Annotated in this window: 7 protein-coding genes; 2 read left to right on the top strand and 5 right to left on the bottom strand. The window is 52.6% G+C overall.

What is annotated here, in order from left to right; translation table 11 throughout:
• Positions 1 to 15: 15 nt before the first annotated feature.
• From aroC to Q366_RS04215, 4 genes are all read right to left on the bottom strand, one after another.
• Complete coding sequence (aroC, locus tag Q366_RS04200; protein ID WP_035236562.1) at positions 16 to 1,122, bottom strand: chorismate synthase; 1,107 nt, start codon at positions 1,120 to 1,122, stop codon at positions 16 to 18.
• A 78-nt stretch (positions 1,123 to 1,200) separates the two neighbouring features.
• Positions 1,201 to 2,430 carry a type II toxin-antitoxin system HipA family toxin gene (locus Q366_RS04205; RefSeq protein ID WP_051957812.1) on the bottom strand — a complete coding sequence of 410 codons (1,230 nt, stop codon included), beginning with the start codon at positions 2,428 to 2,430 and terminating at the stop codon, positions 1,201 to 1,203.
• On the bottom strand, positions 2,427 to 2,726 hold the full coding sequence (locus Q366_RS04210) for a hypothetical protein (RefSeq protein WP_035236564.1): 300 nt from the start codon (positions 2,724 to 2,726) through the stop codon (positions 2,427 to 2,429). Before Q366_RS04210 ends, Q366_RS04205 begins: the two co-directional genes overlap by 4 nt.
• 160 nt (positions 2,727 to 2,886) lie before the next feature.
• Positions 2,887 to 4,371 (bottom strand): sigma 54-interacting transcriptional regulator, encoded by a 1,485-nt coding sequence (locus tag Q366_RS04215; RefSeq protein ID WP_035236565.1) that lies wholly within the window; start codon positions 4,369 to 4,371, stop codon positions 2,887 to 2,889.
• Positions 4,372 to 4,580: 209 nt separating this feature from the next.
• Between Q366_RS04215 and Q366_RS04220 the strand changes: the two genes are divergently transcribed.
• The gene (locus Q366_RS04220) at positions 4,581 to 16,280 is read left to right on the top strand and encodes a type I polyketide synthase (RefSeq protein WP_035236566.1); all 11,700 of its coding nucleotides are present in this window, start codon (positions 4,581 to 4,583) and stop codon (positions 16,278 to 16,280) included.
• Positions 16,281 to 17,006 carry a 4'-phosphopantetheinyl transferase family protein gene (locus tag Q366_RS04225; RefSeq protein WP_035236567.1) on the top strand — a complete coding sequence of 242 codons (726 nt, stop codon included), beginning with the start codon at positions 16,281 to 16,283 and terminating at the stop codon, positions 17,004 to 17,006.
• Here Q366_RS04225 and Q366_RS04230 read toward each other — a convergent pair.
• A complete protein-coding gene (locus Q366_RS04230) occupies positions 16,987 to 17,739 on the bottom strand; it encodes a sulfite exporter TauE/SafE family protein (protein WP_342668573.1) in 753 nt (250 codons plus the stop codon). The two genes, Q366_RS04225 and Q366_RS04230, sit on opposite strands and share 20 nt — an antisense overlap.
• Positions 17,740 to 17,890: the final 151 nt, after the last annotated feature.

Here is a 17,890-nt window from a genome sequence, read left to right on the forward strand (position 1 = left end):
TTTTCCTCGTTTAAATTAATGTTTATCCATAAGCGCTGCACCGGCCAACCTGGCCTGCTGCTGGAGCATGACATCAGCCAGTACAAGGGCAGCCATACTCTCCACAATAGGCACAGCCCTGGACACTACGCACGGATCATGCCGGCCCTTGGCCGCAAGAGTGGCCTGCCGGCCCTGGAAATCCACAGTTTCCTGGGCATGCCCGATGGTGGCCGGGGGTTTAAACGCCACCCGGAACACAATGGGTTCTCCATTGGAGATCCCGCCCTGGATGCCGCCGCTGAAATTGGTTGTGGTCCCCAGCCGCCCGTCTTTCAAGACAAAGGGATCATTGTGCACAGAACCGCGCATTTGCGCCCCTGCAAATCCCGACCCGATTTCAAACCCCTTGGTGGCGGGAATGGAAAGCATGGCATGGGCCAGAAGCGCCTCAAGCTTATCAAATACCGGTTCACCAAAGCCAGCCGGCACATGGGTACAGACACATGAGACAACGCCGCCAATGGAGTCCTTTTCTTCTTTTGCCCGCAGAACAACCGCCTCCATGGCCTTTGCCGCATCCTTGTCCGGACAGCGGATCATGCTGGCATCCACCATGGCCCGGGTAAGATTCAAGCCATCGGTTTCCGGTGCCTTGATCTGCCCCACCTGGCTGACCCAGGCCACAATATCAATACCCAGTGCGGTTTTAAGCATCTTTTCCGCAATGGCCCCGGCACAGACCCGGCCAATGGTCTCCCGGGCAGAAGAACGCCCGCCGCCGGATGAAGCCCGTATCCCGTATTTTGACTGATAGGTGAAATCCGCGTGGGAGGGCCTTGGGATATCTGCCATGGATTTATAATCGCCCGGGCGCTGGTCTTTATTGGGCACAAACAGGCTGATGGGCGTACCCAGGGTTAGGCCGTGTTCCGTACCGGACTGGATGGCCACCCGGTCCGACTCCTGCCTGTCCGTTGACACGGCGCTCTGGCCCGGCCGCCTGCGGTCGAGCTGGCACTGGATATCGGGCTCTGTCAGAGCCATCCCGGGCAGACACCCGTCCACAACCACCCCGACCCCGGGGCAGTGGGATTCACCAAAGGTTGACACACGAAACAATTTTCCAAATGAACTTGACATGAATTTTTCCTTATATGGTCTGTTTTAACATCGCTATCGGAATATCCATTGTTTTCGATCCCGATAGCGATAGTACTTTCATTGTTTGACCAGGCGGGCTGCCAGGGCTGCCTGGATGGTTTTCATGCTTTGGGACGTGACCCCGGCTTTCCGGGCAAATTCAGGCCATTTTTCTACTGCCGCCGCTGATTGATCCAGACAGGCGCCTATTTCTGCAGCCGACAGTCCCGCCTGTTGTCCCAGCATGACCATTTCCTTTCTGCCGGGATTTTCCCCTTCCCCTGCCAGTGTCATGGAATGCTGGCCGCCCGGGCCGTGGCTGAAGGTCAGATCATAGGCCGGTGTCAGGTGCCAATCTCCCTGATCCGCCAGCATAAAGGCAAAGTTCTTCACATGGTCGTCCCGGTTATGGGCCAGAACATTGAAAACCATCCGGTAAAATACCCGGATTACATCCTTATGGTTCCGGGTCAGGTTGCGGGTAATTTTGAAAAGGTCGGCATAATCGACTGAAGGTATCCGGAAATTGCTGTGGATCAGATTCCCGAAAGTGTGCATATGCAACCGTTTGTTTTCCTCCCGGTCAAACCGTGTGATACCGAAAAACCGCTCTGACTGGCTGGTTTCGAAAAGTCGCGTCTCTGTCATGTCGATTCCGGCAGCTCTGGCCATGAGGGAGTAGGCGTATTCAACGGGTCCGGCATCCGGAAAATCATTTCCGGAATTAAATTTAACAATCCAGTGCGTAAATCCCGGCGGCAGATCTGTCTCTCCTGAGATGAGGCGGTTTTCCTTTAAACCGATCAGGATTTTCGGCCTGGCACCGCCGGGGCTGCCACCGGCCCGCATGAGTTGGGGCAGCACATCCCGGGTGTCTCCGGACAGAATATTCCGGGCATGCCGGGCCAGTTCATGGAGACGTAATAATTGACCGTTTGCCGGTTCAAACATCATGGCTGGTTCATAAACAAGGGCCCCCATCCCGTTATCCCCGATAAACGACAGGCGATCCAGTACGGAAACCCTTTGCGGGTCAATTCCTGTTTTCCTGAAATACCGGTCCATGAGCAAAAGGCCCCAGCCATCCGGAAGTGAATCGTCAAACAGGCCAAATACCGGTCCGAAATCCAGATCAATGTGCTCATGGAACCGGGCTTCCGGCGGCAGCTTGTATGGGGAAAGCCACAAAGGATTGTCCAGAAAAGAGGGGGCATACTCAAATACAACCTTCTGCCCTGTCTGGGCAAGGGTGCCTACAAGACGGCGCTTGTCCGGGGAAAATTTGAGATAAACGGCCAGCTTTTTCAAATAGATCCCCTTTGGGGCAGTTTGGCTTCCATTTTTTCCAAGTCTGCTATGGATGCGGCCTTGGGTGTTTCAAGAAGTGCGTTCATCTCATCCAGCCTGCCCAAGGCAAAAACAATTTTTAAAAAATGCTTCATGGATACCTGGCCGGTCTGTTCAAACCGCCGGATAGAGGCGTCTGTAACGCCGGACCGTGCTGCCAGGGTAGACCGCTTCCATTTTTTGGCCAGGCGGAGTGTTTTGCTCCGCCTGGCCAGGGTCATTGCGGTTTCTTCCGGGGTTGTGAGCGTGAATTTCATAGTGCTAAATGCCAAAATATTATCGTTATTGGATAAAATACGTATCATAATGATAAAATTTTAGCAATTGCTGAGTCAACTAAAACTAAAAACATCGACAATGCGGGGCTAAAATGGGCGCCCCAGGCGCTTCACCCTCTTGTATCTTGTTTTGGGCAGATTAATAAACCTGACCTTGGGAATCAATATACTTTTTCACCGTCCGCCGGTCCAGCCCGGCAATGCGGGCAACCGCCTCATAGGTACCGTGTTTTTCATACAAGCGGGTGCAATAATGGATAAGCAGGTCCTGGGCACTGAGACGGCCTTCCTGAATCTGCCGGGTTAAAGCATCGGCTTTGGACCCGGGTTCCAGGGCTTCATCTGTTTCATAGGCATTGCGCAGCACCACACGCCTGACACATTGTTCCAGTTCCCGCACATTGCCCGGCCATGGATATGACAGCGTAAGGCTTGTTTTAATATATTCAAGCACACGGGAGACAATTTCCGGGGAAGGCTGCCCCACAATACGGGTCACCGTGTGTGCCAAAAGATCCGGAAGCTCTTCGGGATCCTGGGCAATTCTTTTGTGCAGGGGCGGCACCGTAATGATATCGGAACACAGACGATAGTAAAAATCATCCCTGAATATCTTCTTTTCCCGGATCTCCCGGATGCTGCGGTTTGTGGCGGCAATGATCCTGCCGTTAAACCGGTGTTTTTCATCGCTTCCCACAGGTGAATAGACCCGGTCCTGGAGCACATTGAGCAGTTTGATCTGAACATGGGTGGACAACTCGCCGATTTCATCCAGAAGAATGGAGCCATTGGGGCTGCACTGGCTGAACACCCCTTTATGGTCCTTGACCGCCCCTGTAAATGCGCCGCGCACATGGCCGAACAGCTCGGATTCAATGATGGTTTCAGGAAACTGGCTGATATTGAGCGTGGTAAAGGTATTGACAAAATTATGGGTGAACTTGTTTTCCTTTTCATCAAAGGGAATATAGCCGGAGCGCCCCATGGCCAGGGCAGCGGTTCCCTTTCCCGTGCCGGTCTCACCAAACAGCAGGGTGGAGAAATTTTCCATGCGGTTCCATAGATACTGGTCATACATAAGGATGTCATGGGTGAACACGTTCTGCCACAGATCCCGCCGCAGCTGCTGCATACAACTGCTGCGGCCCACCAGATGCCGGAAAATAAAATAATAGGCCCGGCGAAACTGATACGCCAGGGCAATGAAGCGCCTGCTCTCATCAATGCCGAATCCCCAGCCGCGCAACAGGATCAGGGCCTCCGGCGCAAAATGTGCGTCCAGAGACTCTTCGGCATTATCAAGCTGGCGTGTGATCAGGGTGTCGATCTCTTTTCTGAACAGGTGAAAATAGTGAAACAGCAATCCAGACCGTAAAAAATACCGGCTCTCGCCTTGAAAAAAACGAAGATTGATCCGGCCACGCTTTTCCACCTGGTCCAGGCGGTGCCGAACAGCCTGACACACCTTAAGCATTCTGATCTCTTTGGGACTGTCCGGTGGAATACCCGCAATTTGCGCTTCCCGCAGAACCCGCTCCCTGCCAAAGGGGTTGGCAGCGCTGGCGTAGTGAACACATTTAAAAAAATCCAGCTCTTCGGGCAGCAAAGCGGTTACGTCTTTCATATTCCCATCCAATGATTAATCTCTTGTACATTTATTGTATGACATGAATACATTTTTTGCACAATAGCTTATAATTCAAATCATAGTTTCAGATAAATAATATTTCTTTACCCTAATATATTCATAAGCTTATCATGCCGAAACAAAAGAGTGGCACGATCTTTGTTAGCGTTCTGCCGGAGAACGAAAAACCAACAAGGAGAAGCCCTGTGCTGAATAGAATACTGACCACCCGTTTGCCCCTTCTGGCATATCATCCCCCCAAAACATATGATCTTGATTTTTTTAAAACCATCTGGCTGGCCGGTGCCATGCCTGTTCTGGATACTGAATTCATAGGCACCTCACAGCTTTCTGACCTGCTCGGGCAGCTTAAAAATCAAAACCTGCGCCACGGTATCCGTATTTATGCGGAGGATGAAAAGATCTGGGACTATTTTGAACAGCACCCGGCAGATCTGCCCGAATGTGTCATTCTTGCCTGCCATAACCCGGATTCACTGATCAATAATAGAATAGCGGTAAACCGGCTGACGGTATCCCCTGAAATTCTGATGGTGGAAATTTATGAACCCGGACTTGAAACCATCCTGAAAAGCATCAATCCCCATGGGATTATTTTAAAAGGCCGGGAAGCCGGCGGCAGGACATCTTCAGCGTCAAGCTTCATGCTGAGCCAGTATTATGCACAAAAAATTGACGTTCCATATTTTGTCCACGGCGGCGTGGGATTTCACACGGCACCGGGATTTTTTGCAGCCGGTGCCTCAGGCCTGGTATTGGATGACCAGCTCTATCTGGCCGAAGATGCACCGGTTTCAGGACCCTTTAAAAAGGTCCTTGAAAAAATGGAAGAGACCGACACCGTCATTTTAGACGGCGGCGGCAATACACAGCACCGGGTGTTTGCAAAGCCCGGGACAAAGATCGTCCAGGATCTGATCAAAAAAATCAGCATAAAAAAAGCAGAGGGACAGGATCTGGGTTTCATTAAAACCGCACTGGAACAGAACATGGCATCCCTGGGCCAGGAGAATGACGCCCCCATGCAGGCCCTGTTCTATCTTGGCCAGGATGCAGCCTTTGCCCGGCATTTTGCAAAGCGCGGCAGCCGGCTGACACAGATGATCCAGGCCCTGTTCACTTCTGTGGGAAATGCCCTGAACGCTGTGGAGCAATTTGATCCCTTAACCGAACACGCATCCCTGGCAAAGGAACATGGCACCCGTTTTCCCATCACCCAGGGCCCCATGGCCAATATTTCCGATAACAAAGAATTTGCAAAAGCCGTGTATGACAACGGCGGCCTGCCCTTCTTTGCCTTGGGCAGTCTTCCCTTAGAGATTGCAAACGGAATCCTGCCGGAAAAATCAGATGAACTGCCCGTATTTGGCGCCGGCATGATCGGCATCAAAGCCTTTAATCCCACCCTGGATCATCACCTGGACCTGATTAAAACAAAACAGACACCCTTTGCACTTTTTGCAGGCGGCATTCCCTCCCAGATCAATGAACTGGAAGCCTGCGGCACCCGGGCATATCTTCACACCCCCCTGCCGGGCGTATTGAAGAACGCCTTTGAAAAAGGAACCCGGCGTTTTATCCTGGAAGGCAATGAAGCCGGCGGTCATATCGGCAGCCTCTCCAGCACGGTACTGTGGGAACTGAGCATTGAAACCCTGCTGGATCTGCCCTTGGATCAACGGCCGAATATAAGCGTTTTGTTTGCCGGAGGCATCACCAGTGCCGAAGGATCCCATTTCATATCCGCCATGACAGCGCTTTTGGCCCGGGAAGGCGTTAAGATCGGCATTCAGCTGGGCACAGCCTACCTGTTCACAAAGGAAATTATTGAAACAGGCGCCTTAACACCCGTGTACCAGACAGTGGTTCGGGAACACAAATGCACCACCATCATCGGTTCCACCGTGGGGCTTGCCTGCCGCACCGCCAACACGGCCTTTGCCGGCCAGATCATGAAAAATGAGCATTGCCGCCTGGCAGAGACCATGACCCTGAGCCTGCGCAAAAGCGCCTTTGAAAAGGATAATTTAGGCTCGCTTCTCATCAGCGCCAAAGGCAAAACCCCTGATTTTGGCCGTAAGAATAACGGCCAGTGGATTTCATACACAGATGAAGAACAACGGTCAAACGGCAACTTCATGACCGGCGAAGGCCTTGCTTTCTTTGAGAACCAGACCACCATCGCCGAAATTCACCACAGGTTGTTCCTGCAAAAGGATGCGCTGATTGCCCGGCTCAACGCCCTTGAAGTACTCTTTTCCGCCCAGGGGGAAATCAATGATGAAATTGCCGTGGTGGGCATGGGCTGCGTGTTTCCCGACGCCCATGACACAGACTCCTTCTGGCACAATATTCTTGATAAAAAATACAGTATTTGTGAGCTGCCTGACAGCCGCTGGGAAAAATCCCTTTACTATGATCCCGACCCCAAGGCCCAGGACAAGTCCTATACACAGATCGCAGGCATCGTGAATGACTTTCAATTTGACAGTGAACGGTTCGGGTATACACCGGCCAAGGCATCAAAATTGTCCCGCAGCCAGCAGATGCTGCTGCATGCCGCCTACCAGGCAGTGGAAAACGCGAATCTGTTAACCGATGACAACCGGATTGCAGCAAAAGAACAGAAGCGCACAGCCGTTATTGTAGCCACCTGCCTTGGCAATGAAATGGCATCGGATCTGCATTTTAAATACTTTTTTCCCGAGGTTAAACAATACCTGCGCAATACGCCTGAATTCAATGCATTGTCCGAACCGGAACAAAAGAAAATCATTGACCAGTTACGCATAAAAATGTCCCAGGGCTCGATTTACGAACCTGTGCACGGCGTCACGCTGAACATGGAAGCGGCCCGCATTGCACATCATTTAGGTATTTTCGGCACCAATTATGTGGTGGATGCCGCATGCGCCACAGCCCTTTCCGCCATTGAGTGCGGGATACATGAGCTTTTAAGCGGGACCCATGACACGGTGATTGCAGGCGGTGTCAACACCAACCTGACACCGGAATCATTTGTGGGATTCTGCAAGATGGGCACCCTGTCCGCCAACGGGTCATTCCCCTTTGATGAACGGGCCGACGGTTTTATCCTGGGTGAAGGGGCCGGGGTTCTGGTCCTGAAACGCCTCAAAGACGCCATCCGGGAAAAAGACCCCATCCTTGGGGTAATCAAATCAATCGCCTCGTCTTCCGACGGAAAGGGCAAGGGGATTGCAGCCCCGGATAAAGAGGGGCAGAAATTAGCGTTTCAACGCTGTCATGAAAAGATAAAGTCAGAATTTTCCCCGGGGATGGTGCAGTTTATCGAAGCCCACGGCACCGGCACAAAAGTGGGGGATGCCGTGGAGATGGAGACCCTGCGCCAGGTGTATAACCAGGGCACATCCATTGGCGTATCATCCATCAAATCCCAGATCGGTCATTTACTCGGGGCTGCCGGCATGGCCGGCATGATAAAAACATTGCTGGCCTTGAACCATCAGACTCTGCCTCCCAACGGCGCATTTGAAAAAATTTCTCCGAAAATCGACATCGCAGACTCATCCCTGTTTGTCCTGGAAAATCCCAGACCCTGGGATGCGCCGGCCAATGGTCCGCGCATGGCAGCGGTCAGCGCCTACGGGTTCGGGGGCATTAACTACCATACCGTGGTCAGCGAGTTCAACGGGGCGGACACGGCGCTTTCCCGCAGAATTTTTGCAGATCTTGACCATGATCCCAATGACGACAGGATCGTTTTTTCCGGCATGGGTGTTGTCCTGCCAAAGGCCAAAAACAAAGATGCGTTCTGGGATGCCATGGTCTCGGGGCAAAAGGCTTACCAGCCCATGCCGTCCGAGCGCCTGGCCAATGCGTGTTATGCCCAGGAGGATGAAAATTCGGGATTTCACCTGCCCATGATGAAAAACGGCATTGTTGACGATTTTCTCCTGGACCCCAAAACCTTTAAAATTCCGCCTTCCGCCATGGCATACATGGACCGGGCCCAGTTATTCGGCCTGGATGCGGCAGGCCAGGCCCTTGAACAGGCAGGCCTTCTGAACAACCTGGCCGCCGGCAACAGAATCGGGGTTATCCTGGGCACAATTTCCGGGACCCGGAATGTTGAATCGATTATCCGCACAAGGATTCCACTGCTCCAGCGCATGATCCGGTCCGTTAAGGAAATGGATGAAAATACCCTTTCAGCCATTGCAGACCATGTGGGAGCGCTTTTATGCAAAAGATATCCTGCCATGACCGGGGACAGCATACCCGGGATGCTGTCAAACATTGTGTCTGCCCGCATATCCAAACACTATAACACCCAGGGCACCAATTTTGTGGTGGATGCCTCATGTGCTTCGGCCACCATGGCTTTGGACATGGCGGTTAAAAATCTGCGTTCAGGCGATCTGGATGCCGTGGTCACCGGCGGTGTGGACACCAACCTGTATCCGGGGGTGCTGCTGGCATTCAAACGCCTGGGCATTCTGGCCCAAACCGAACCCAGCCTGTTTGACAATGACGCCAACGGGTATGTCATGGGTGAGGGTGCGGCCTGCCTGGTCGTAACCACCTATAAATATGCAAAACAGAACAACATGCCTGTTCTGGGTGAATTAAAATGCCTGAACCTGGCGGCAAGTGCGCCGGAACATTTATTGTCGCCATCTGAAAACAAATATGAAAGCGTCATCTCAAACGACACCGGGACATTTAAAACCCGGAAAACCGACCTGGCATATCTGGATGTATTTGGTGTGTCCAACCCGTTCCTGGATCTGGTTGAAAAACAGGCCATTGAAAAAAGCCTGAGCCATCCCGTGGCATACGGAAATATCAAAACCGAGTTCGGATACTTTAAAGCAGCCAATCCCGCCGTAGTCATGACAAGACTTTTGATGATGTCGGGTAAAGGGGTTCTGCTGCCGACCCATGGGTTCCGGCCCCAATCCACACTCATAGAAGAGGAAAGCCTGCTGCACCCGGTCAAGGAGATCACACCGCTGGCGGATGGCGCGCTTTTAGGTGCTGATGTCAACGGTATCGGCGGCAACCACGCCCATATCATCATTGGCCGGGTGCCCCGGTTTCTGCAGGCCCAAAACGCTTACGCGTCTGTGGAACTGCCCGCAATCACACCCGGGGCCTGGCCAAACCAGGTTCGGACCGCAGCGGTCACCGCCCTGCTTTCGGGCCAGGGGGCCCAGTCTGCAGGTATGTTGAACGCCCTTTACCAGGCTGTGCCTGAGATCAAAGCCCTGATGGACCAGGGGGAAAAGATCTTCCTGGAACGCCGGGGAGCATCCCTGCTGGACATCATGACCACCGGCGGTGCTCCGCTCAACCAAACGGAAAACACCCAGCCCGCCATTTTCCTGTCCACGGCTGCCATCTATCATGCATTAAGCCTCAAAGGCTTTGAACCTGATTTTTATATCGGCCACAGTGTCGGAGAATACTCAGCCCTTTACTGCGCCGGCTTAATTGACTTTGCTACCGCCATGAACCTTGTGATTTCCAGGGCGGATTTCATGGGCCGGGCATCCAAGGAAAACCCCGGCGGGATCATGGTGGTTTTTGACGGGGAAAAAGGCGCCCAGGCGATGATTTCAGACTCCGGCGTTAAAGATATCTGGCTGGTCAACAAAAACAGTGAAAAACAAACTGCCATTGCCGGGACCACCCAGGGCATAGACCTTTTTTGCGCCCATCTTAAAGACAAAGATATCTTACATAAAAAACTGGCCCTGTCCGCAGCCTTTCACACCCCGTTGCTGGAACCTGCAGCCGGAAATATGGCCAAAACCCTTGAATCGGTAAAGTTCAATCTTAAAAACGCCCATAAAATCATCTCAAACCTGACAGCCAGGCCCTATCCGGCCGATGAACAGATGATCCGGGTCCACCTGGCACGCCAGATCGTCTCCCCTGTGGAATTCGTAGAATCCGTAAAAGGCGTTCATGCCATGGGCTGCAAACGGTTTATTGAAATCGGGCCAGGCAGACTTTTGTGCAATCTGTTGAAAAACATCTCCATTGAAACTGCTGAATCCATGCCCACGGCAGATGCCAAAAAAGGAGAGCTTGAATGTTTCACCCTGGCCTCTGACCGGTTTATCACACCCGAGGCAAAGAATACTGCCCAGGCAAGCGAACCAGCGCCCCGGGAATTGATGACTATTGAACCCCAAAACGTGAAAAATAAGTCCCTGCAAAAAACAGACGCCCCCATAGAACCCATGAACAACGACATGGATTTCAACACCTTTATAAAACAGAACGAAACCCTGGTCCAGGCGGCACTCCAACGCGAATACCGGGCGTTTCAGCAGAAAAAGGCTCTGGCGGATGTTGAAAATTTAGGCCTGTACACAGGTTTTGTCTGTATTGCCGGTGCTGCCGTTGGCCTGCCGGGTAAAGGCAACCAGGTATTTAATGAAAAAAACTTCGACCGAATTCTTGCGGGGCACAATTTCATTGAACCCTTGACCCAGGAAGAGAAAAACAAAATCGTGGACATGAACATTACCCGGGTATTCAAGGAACCCAACGGTAATGCCAGGTTTTTGGAGATTGTGCGCACCAGTGATGTGATCCAACTGGCCGGTAAACTGGGGTATTTTGACCTGTCCACGGAATACGGCATCAGCCGCAAGTTTGACCTTGTGGATGAACTGGCCATGGCCGCAGGACTTGAAGCCCTGAAAGACGCCCACATTCCCCTGGTCAACGGGTATAAAAAAACCTCCACCGGCAGCAGCATCCCGGACGGACTTGTATTGCCCGAAGAGATGCAGGATACAACAGGCGTGATCATGACAGGTATTTTCCCTGGTTTTGAAACCCTGCTGCACCATCTCAATGCGTATTATTACAACAAATTTTACGTCAAACCCTATGATGAGCTGGAAAACATCTACTATCACCTGATGGAGCATCTCACGGACAGGGATATGAAGGATGTTATCACGGACTGGTTCTTCAGGATCCGCGAGCGGCGCAAAGTATACGGCCAATACAAGTTTGAACGCAATATTCTCTTTGACATCGTGTCCCTGGGCGGCGCACATTTTGCCCAGCTCATCCGGGCAAAGGGGCCCAATATTCATCTGACCGGGGCGTGTGCATCCACCACCCAGGCCATTGGCGTGGCAGGGGACTGGATTCGCACCGGCCGGTGCGACAGGGTGATTGTCATCGGCGGGGAAGCAGCCACAAGTGAGGCCCAGATGCCGTGGGTGGGGTCAGGATTTCTGGCCATGGGTGCTGCCACCAGCAAGGAAGTGGTGTCAGACGCGGCCAAACCCTTTGATGAGGACCGAAACGGCACGATTTTAGGTTCCGGTGCAGTGGGGCTCGTTGTGGAACGCCAAGACACCCTGAACCACAGGGGGTTGAACGGCCAGGCCCGGATACTGGGTTCCCATATCGGCAACAGCGCATTTCACCCCTCCCGCATTGATGTGAACCACCTTGCCGGTGAACTCAATAAATTCGTGGGCCGGGTGGAAAAACAAAACGCCATATCCCGCACGGACATGGCCGGACAACTGGTATTCATGTCCCATGAAACCTTTACACCGGCCCGGGGCGGCAGTGCCTCGGCTGAAGTCAATGCCTTAAAATCCGCGTTCCCCAACGATTATAAAAAAATTGCCATCACCAACACCAAGGGGTATACGGGGCACACCCTGGGCGCGGGCATTGAGGATGCCATACTGGTCAAAGGCCTGCAGAAAAAAACATTTCCGCCTGTGGCCAACCTGGATCATGTGCCTGCCGAATTTTCAGATCTGAATTTTACCAAATCAGGGCATGGCGATTACCGCTTTGGGCTGCATTTCAGCGCCGGGTTCGGGTCCCATTATGCCTTTTTAATAATGGACCGGGTTCAGGAAGCCGGTGTGGAGAACAACCCGGCCTACCAGGCGTGGCTGGCCCGGATCACCGGCAGCGCAGATCCCAAGCTTGCCATCATAAATAAAACCCTGTGCGTTTTTCCCGGGGATCAACGCACAGGACCAATGATCCAGGAGAGTGTTAAGGATAAAGGCAGCGAAACAGCCGGACACGAAGAACCCAAACAGCCGGTACCTGTCCGGGCAGAACAGCCCGGAAAAGTTGCGGGCGATGCAGCGGCCACCGATGTTTTAAGCCAGATCACCGGCCTGATCGCAAACCAGACCGGCTACACCCATGACATGCTGGAACCGGACCTGGACCTGGAAGCGGACTTAGGCATTGACACGGTCAAGCAGGTGGAGACCTTCGGCAAGATCACCAAGTCCTTTGGCCTGACCGTGCCCGAGGATATCAGCCTCTCCGAACTGAACACCATACGAAAAATTGCCAGTTATATCGGCAGCCGGATTTCGACGGACCAAACCCCGGAACCGCCTGCATCCGGAACCATTGCCCGGACACCGGATTCAGGTGCTGACAGCGGCCCGGACATCACCGCGGAAATCACAAGCCTGATTGCCGAGCAGACCGGTTACACCCGGGACATGCTGGAACCGGACCTGGACCTGGAAGCAGACTTAGGCATTGACACAGTCAAGCAGGTGGAGACCTTTGGCAAGATCACCAAATCATTCGGCCTGACCGTGCCCGAGGATATCAGCCTTTCCGAACTGAACACCATACGAAAAATTGCCCAGTATATCAGCAGCCGGATTCCGACGGATCAAACCCCGGAACCGCCTGCATCCGGAACCATTGCCCGGACACCGGATTCAGATTCCGGCAGCGGCCCGGACATCACCGCGGAAATCACAAGCATGATCGCCGAGCAGACCGGTTACACCCGGGACATGCTGGAACCGGACCTGGACCTGGAAGCGGATCTGGGCATTGACACAGTCAAACAGGTGGAGACCTTTGGCAAGATCACCAAGTCATTCGGCCTGACCGTGCCCGAGGATATCAGCCTTTCGGAACTGAACACCATACGAAAAATTGCCCAGTATATCAGCAGCCGGATTCAAACGGATCAAACCCCGGAACCGCCTGCATCCGGAACCATTGCCCAGACACCGGATTCAGGTTCCGGCAGCGGCCCGGACATCACGGGTGAAATCACAAGCATGATCGCCGAGCAGACCGGTTACACCCGGGACATGCTGGAACCGGACCTGGACCTGGAAGCGGACTTAGGCATTGACACGGTCAAGCAGGTGGAGACCTTTGGCAAGATTACAAAAGCATATGGCCTGTCTGTTCCCGAGGATATCAATCTGTCTGAATTGAACACCATCAGGAAAATCAGTGAATATATTCAGACAAACCTGCCCGGGGACAGCGGCACCACCAAGGCCAAGACCACGCCGGTGCCTGCCACTCCTGATTCCCAGGCACCTGAAACAGGCCAGCCAGGTCAATCCGGAATTCAGCGCTATACCTTTGGATTGCGCCAACTGCCCGGTTCTGTACCCGGCGACCTTGGGTTTGAGGGGCAAACCTATTTGATCACCATGGACAAACAGGGGTTTGGCCGGACTGTGGCAGACCTGATCAAAGAAAATAAAGGGCATGCCATCTGTGTGGGCAACAGTGAACACGATGATTACACCGTTGATTTAAACACGCTTGAACGTGCCGAAGAGATCATCCCGCAAATAAAGGCGGACCATGACGGCATTTCCGGGATCTTTTTTCTTCACCCCCTGGATTTTGCCATGGCGCCGGGTGCAACCCTGAACCAAGAGAACGCTGCGGTCAAATTTTTGTTCCTGCTGTGCAAGGCATTTGGCAGCCACCTGGGTCAGTCCTGCCGCCGTCTGGCTGCCGTATCGGTTCAGTCTGCCCTGGCCCGTTTCAGGGAACCTGCACCGGATCAGCTCTACCCTGTTTTCAGCGGCATTTCAGGCCTGCTGAAAACCGTTGCCAAGGAGTACCCGGGAACAGGGGTAAAACTTGTGGAGTTTATGGACAAAACCGAACTTGCAGATATGGCCCGGGCTGCATCTTTGTTCATGAATGAAGTTTTCGGTGACAGCACCCGTCTGGAGGTGGGCCTTGAAAAGGGCAAAAGATTCGGTATCCGGGCCAATACCGGCAGCCCAGCCACACCACAGACCCGGGACAAAGACTTCTCGGTCATAAAAGACAATGACACCTTGCTGGTCACAGGCGGTGCTGCGGGCATCACCTATGAACTGCTCAAGTCGGTTACAACGGCCGGCATGACCCTGGTTATTTTAGGGCGCAGCCGGGTGGAAGATGAACTGGAAATCCCGGGGACCGATGCCACCGTAGATAAAATGAATGACACACAAATCATGGCTGCACTCAAGTCCATACATCCCACAGCCAAACCCGTGGAGCTGAAAAACAGAACAGCCGGACTGCGGCGGATTCTTACGGCCCGGGAAAATCTGGCCCGGCTGCGGGCCCAGGCAAAGGCCGTGGATTATCATGCCGTGGATGTCACCGACCCCGGCGCCGTTCAAAAGGCGGTCAGTCAATACGACCGCATTGACGGGGTGATTCATGCTGCGGGTGTGGACAAAAGCATTATGATTGAAAAAAAATCCATGGATGATTTTAATCTGGTGTTTGACACCAAGGTCAAGGGGGTGGCCAATGTGCTGGCAGCCATTGAAAACAAAAACTGCCGGTATATTATCGGATTTTCATCCATCACGGCCAGGTTCGGCAACGAGGCCCAGTCAGACTACACCGCCGGAAACGACATGATGGGGGCCATGATACAGGCAAATGCCCTGAAAACAAAGTATTTGACCTTTAAAATTTTTGACTGGACCGCCTGGGCGGAAATCGGGATGGCGGCCCAGGGCACCATTGAAGCCGTGCTAAAGGAAAAAGGCATTGCCTTTCTGCCGGTGGCCCAAGGGATCCGCTTTTTCCAGGAAGAGATGCACAATCCGGACAGCGTTGAAATTTTGATTGGGGCCCCCCCTGAAAAAAATCCAGCCGCATTTGACCCGGACGGTCTGCTTGCCATAGGTCCGTTCCTGGACACCGTAGAGCAGGATGCCGCCCGGGGCAGGCTGAAATTCAAACGCCTGCTGGAAGCAGACAGGGATCTTTTTCTCTTCGACCATGCCAGAAAAGGCGTGCCTCTGTTTTTAGGGGCAACCGGTCTGGAAACCATGGCTGAAGCGGCCCTGGAATGCAGCGGTGGCCAAGGACACATCCTTGAAGCCAGTGATTTTAAAATCCCTTATGGCATTAAATTATTAAAAAACCGTCCCAAGAACATTGAAATTTTTGCTGAAAAAACCGCGGACGGATTGATAACAACCCAAATCCAATCTGTTTTCACCCCCCCGGGAGGCAACGCCCCTGCCCAGAAAACCCTGCATTACCAGGGCAAATTTAAAATCGGTACAGATTTGCCTGCCCTGGATGAAATAGCCCCCCCTGCCCTGTCAGAATTTAAGGTCGATGCCGGCTGGCAGGAACAGATCTACCACCCGGACCGCCTGTTCATGGACGGGCTGTTCCGCTCCGTAGATCAGCTGGTTTCCCTGGATCAGGAGAGCCTGGTGACAGTGGTTCAATGGCGGCCCGGACGTGAATTCTTTAAAGGCCAGACCCATCCTGAATTTGTTACGCCTGTGGTGATCATGGATGCCATGTTCCAAACCGGCGGCATACTGGAATTTTTCACCAGTGCAGACGTGGTGCTTCCCTATGCCATCAGCAAGGTATCATTTGCAGGAACGGTTCTGCCGGATACGCCCTATTTCTGCGTAACCCGGCGTCTGGCCCAGGGCAGTGACACCAAAACCTATCACATGCAGCTGGCAGACCTTTCGGGCCGTGTGATCATTGACATCCAGGACTTTCAAATGGTCCGGGTGGATCGCCTGGCCGAAGAAGACCGCCCCGATGCGCAGATCATAAAGAACAGCCTGCTGGCCAGTTAGATGCCACGCATGGCCCTTCTGTTCCGGGAACAGGGCATTCGTTTCTGCCTTGTCCACATCCCGGAGATGCTTAAGGGATTGTTAGCGGGCAGTGTCGGGCCGGGTTACCAGACCAGGCCCGGCTGCCAATTCAGCCCGGATCAGTTTGCAAGGCCGGTACTTTCCCGGGCTGAACTCACCGGGCTCAATCAATTGTTTGCCCTGAAAAAGCAGGTGGAACGTCTGGCCGGACGATGGGCGGTAAAACGCCTTGTCATGCAGGAAAAAGACCTGTCCCCGGATGCCATTGAGGTACATAATGACGCATCCGGGGCACCTGCCCTGGCACCGGCCTTTGATTATGCCATATCCATTACCCATTCCGGTGACTACGCCCTGGCCGCGGCCCTGCCCGGAAAAGCCAATGGCCTGGGCGTTGACATGGAGGTTTTAAGCCCTGTGGATATCCCTGCCCTTTTACACGCCGGATTTTCCCAAAAAGAACAAACCGCATACGCCGGGGCAGACCTTGAAACCATCCTGAAAATATGGACCATCAAAGAAGCCTTGCTCAAATACCGGCAAACCGGTTTAAAAACCCCCGTAAAAAAAATCGAATGGCTGGATGAAACACTGTATGAAAATCACATCCCCGTTGACGGTGTTCGCGTAAATTCATATCACCGGGACAACATCATTTTCTCGGTTGTTTCTCCAGATTTTTTTTCTACCAAATCAAGTGAATGATAGACATAGCCAGCAAAATAATGAAGGTATGTTTTTGATGGCGCTTCAGCCATGGAATACGGATTAAACGGGTACCGATTTGCCCCCCCATAATAACACCGCTGCAGGTTGCAAATAGCAAAGATGTCCCATGGGGCCAGGATGCGTTCCCAACCCAGACACTGATGCAGACCAGTACCAGGTAAAATAAAATAGTTACAAACATGATGAATAAACTGGTGGCCACGGCCCTGGATGTCTCCATATTGAGCTTGAGCGTCATATGGGGGATGAGCCAATCCGTATTACCAATGCTCAAAAGGCCTGTAAAAAAAGAGGAGAGAATAACAACAGGATAGCTTTGTCTTAAATTGGGAATGGTATAAATGGGAATGGTATCTATGGGAATCTTTTTTTCTGTTTCCGAATCCTGGGTATTAAGGGATTGAATGGTTCTCATCAGCAGATAGCCTGCAATCAGTAAAAAGATGTAGAGCAGGAATCGTTCATAGGCCGCAGGTGTAAAAAAGCCTGCTAAAAATCCCAGGGTCACGCCCAGTAAGGCCATGGGAATAAAGCGTTTAGCCTTTTCCATGTCAACCATCCCGTTAAAAAGGTAGGTCAATGAGCCTGTCCCTTTTCCGGCAATCTGGGTGAATATGGAGATGGCAACTGCGTCAGAAGGTCTGATATCTAAAAAAGTCAAGACCGGTATCCAGAGCACCCCCCCTCCCAACCCCGCGAACATGACCATGGTTCCCACGGCAATGCCCAGCAAATGGACAACGATAAACTGGGAAAGGCTTAATGGAACACCTGTTCCCAGAAATAAACTGGGAAAGGCTTAATGGAACACCTGTTCCCAGAAATAAAAATATAAAAAATATATAAATGACGTCAGCCAG

The organism is Desulfobacter vibrioformis DSM 8776 (assembly GCF_000745975.1).
Classification (GTDB): Bacteria; Desulfobacterota; Desulfobacteria; order Desulfobacterales; family Desulfobacteraceae; genus Desulfobacter; species Desulfobacter vibrioformis.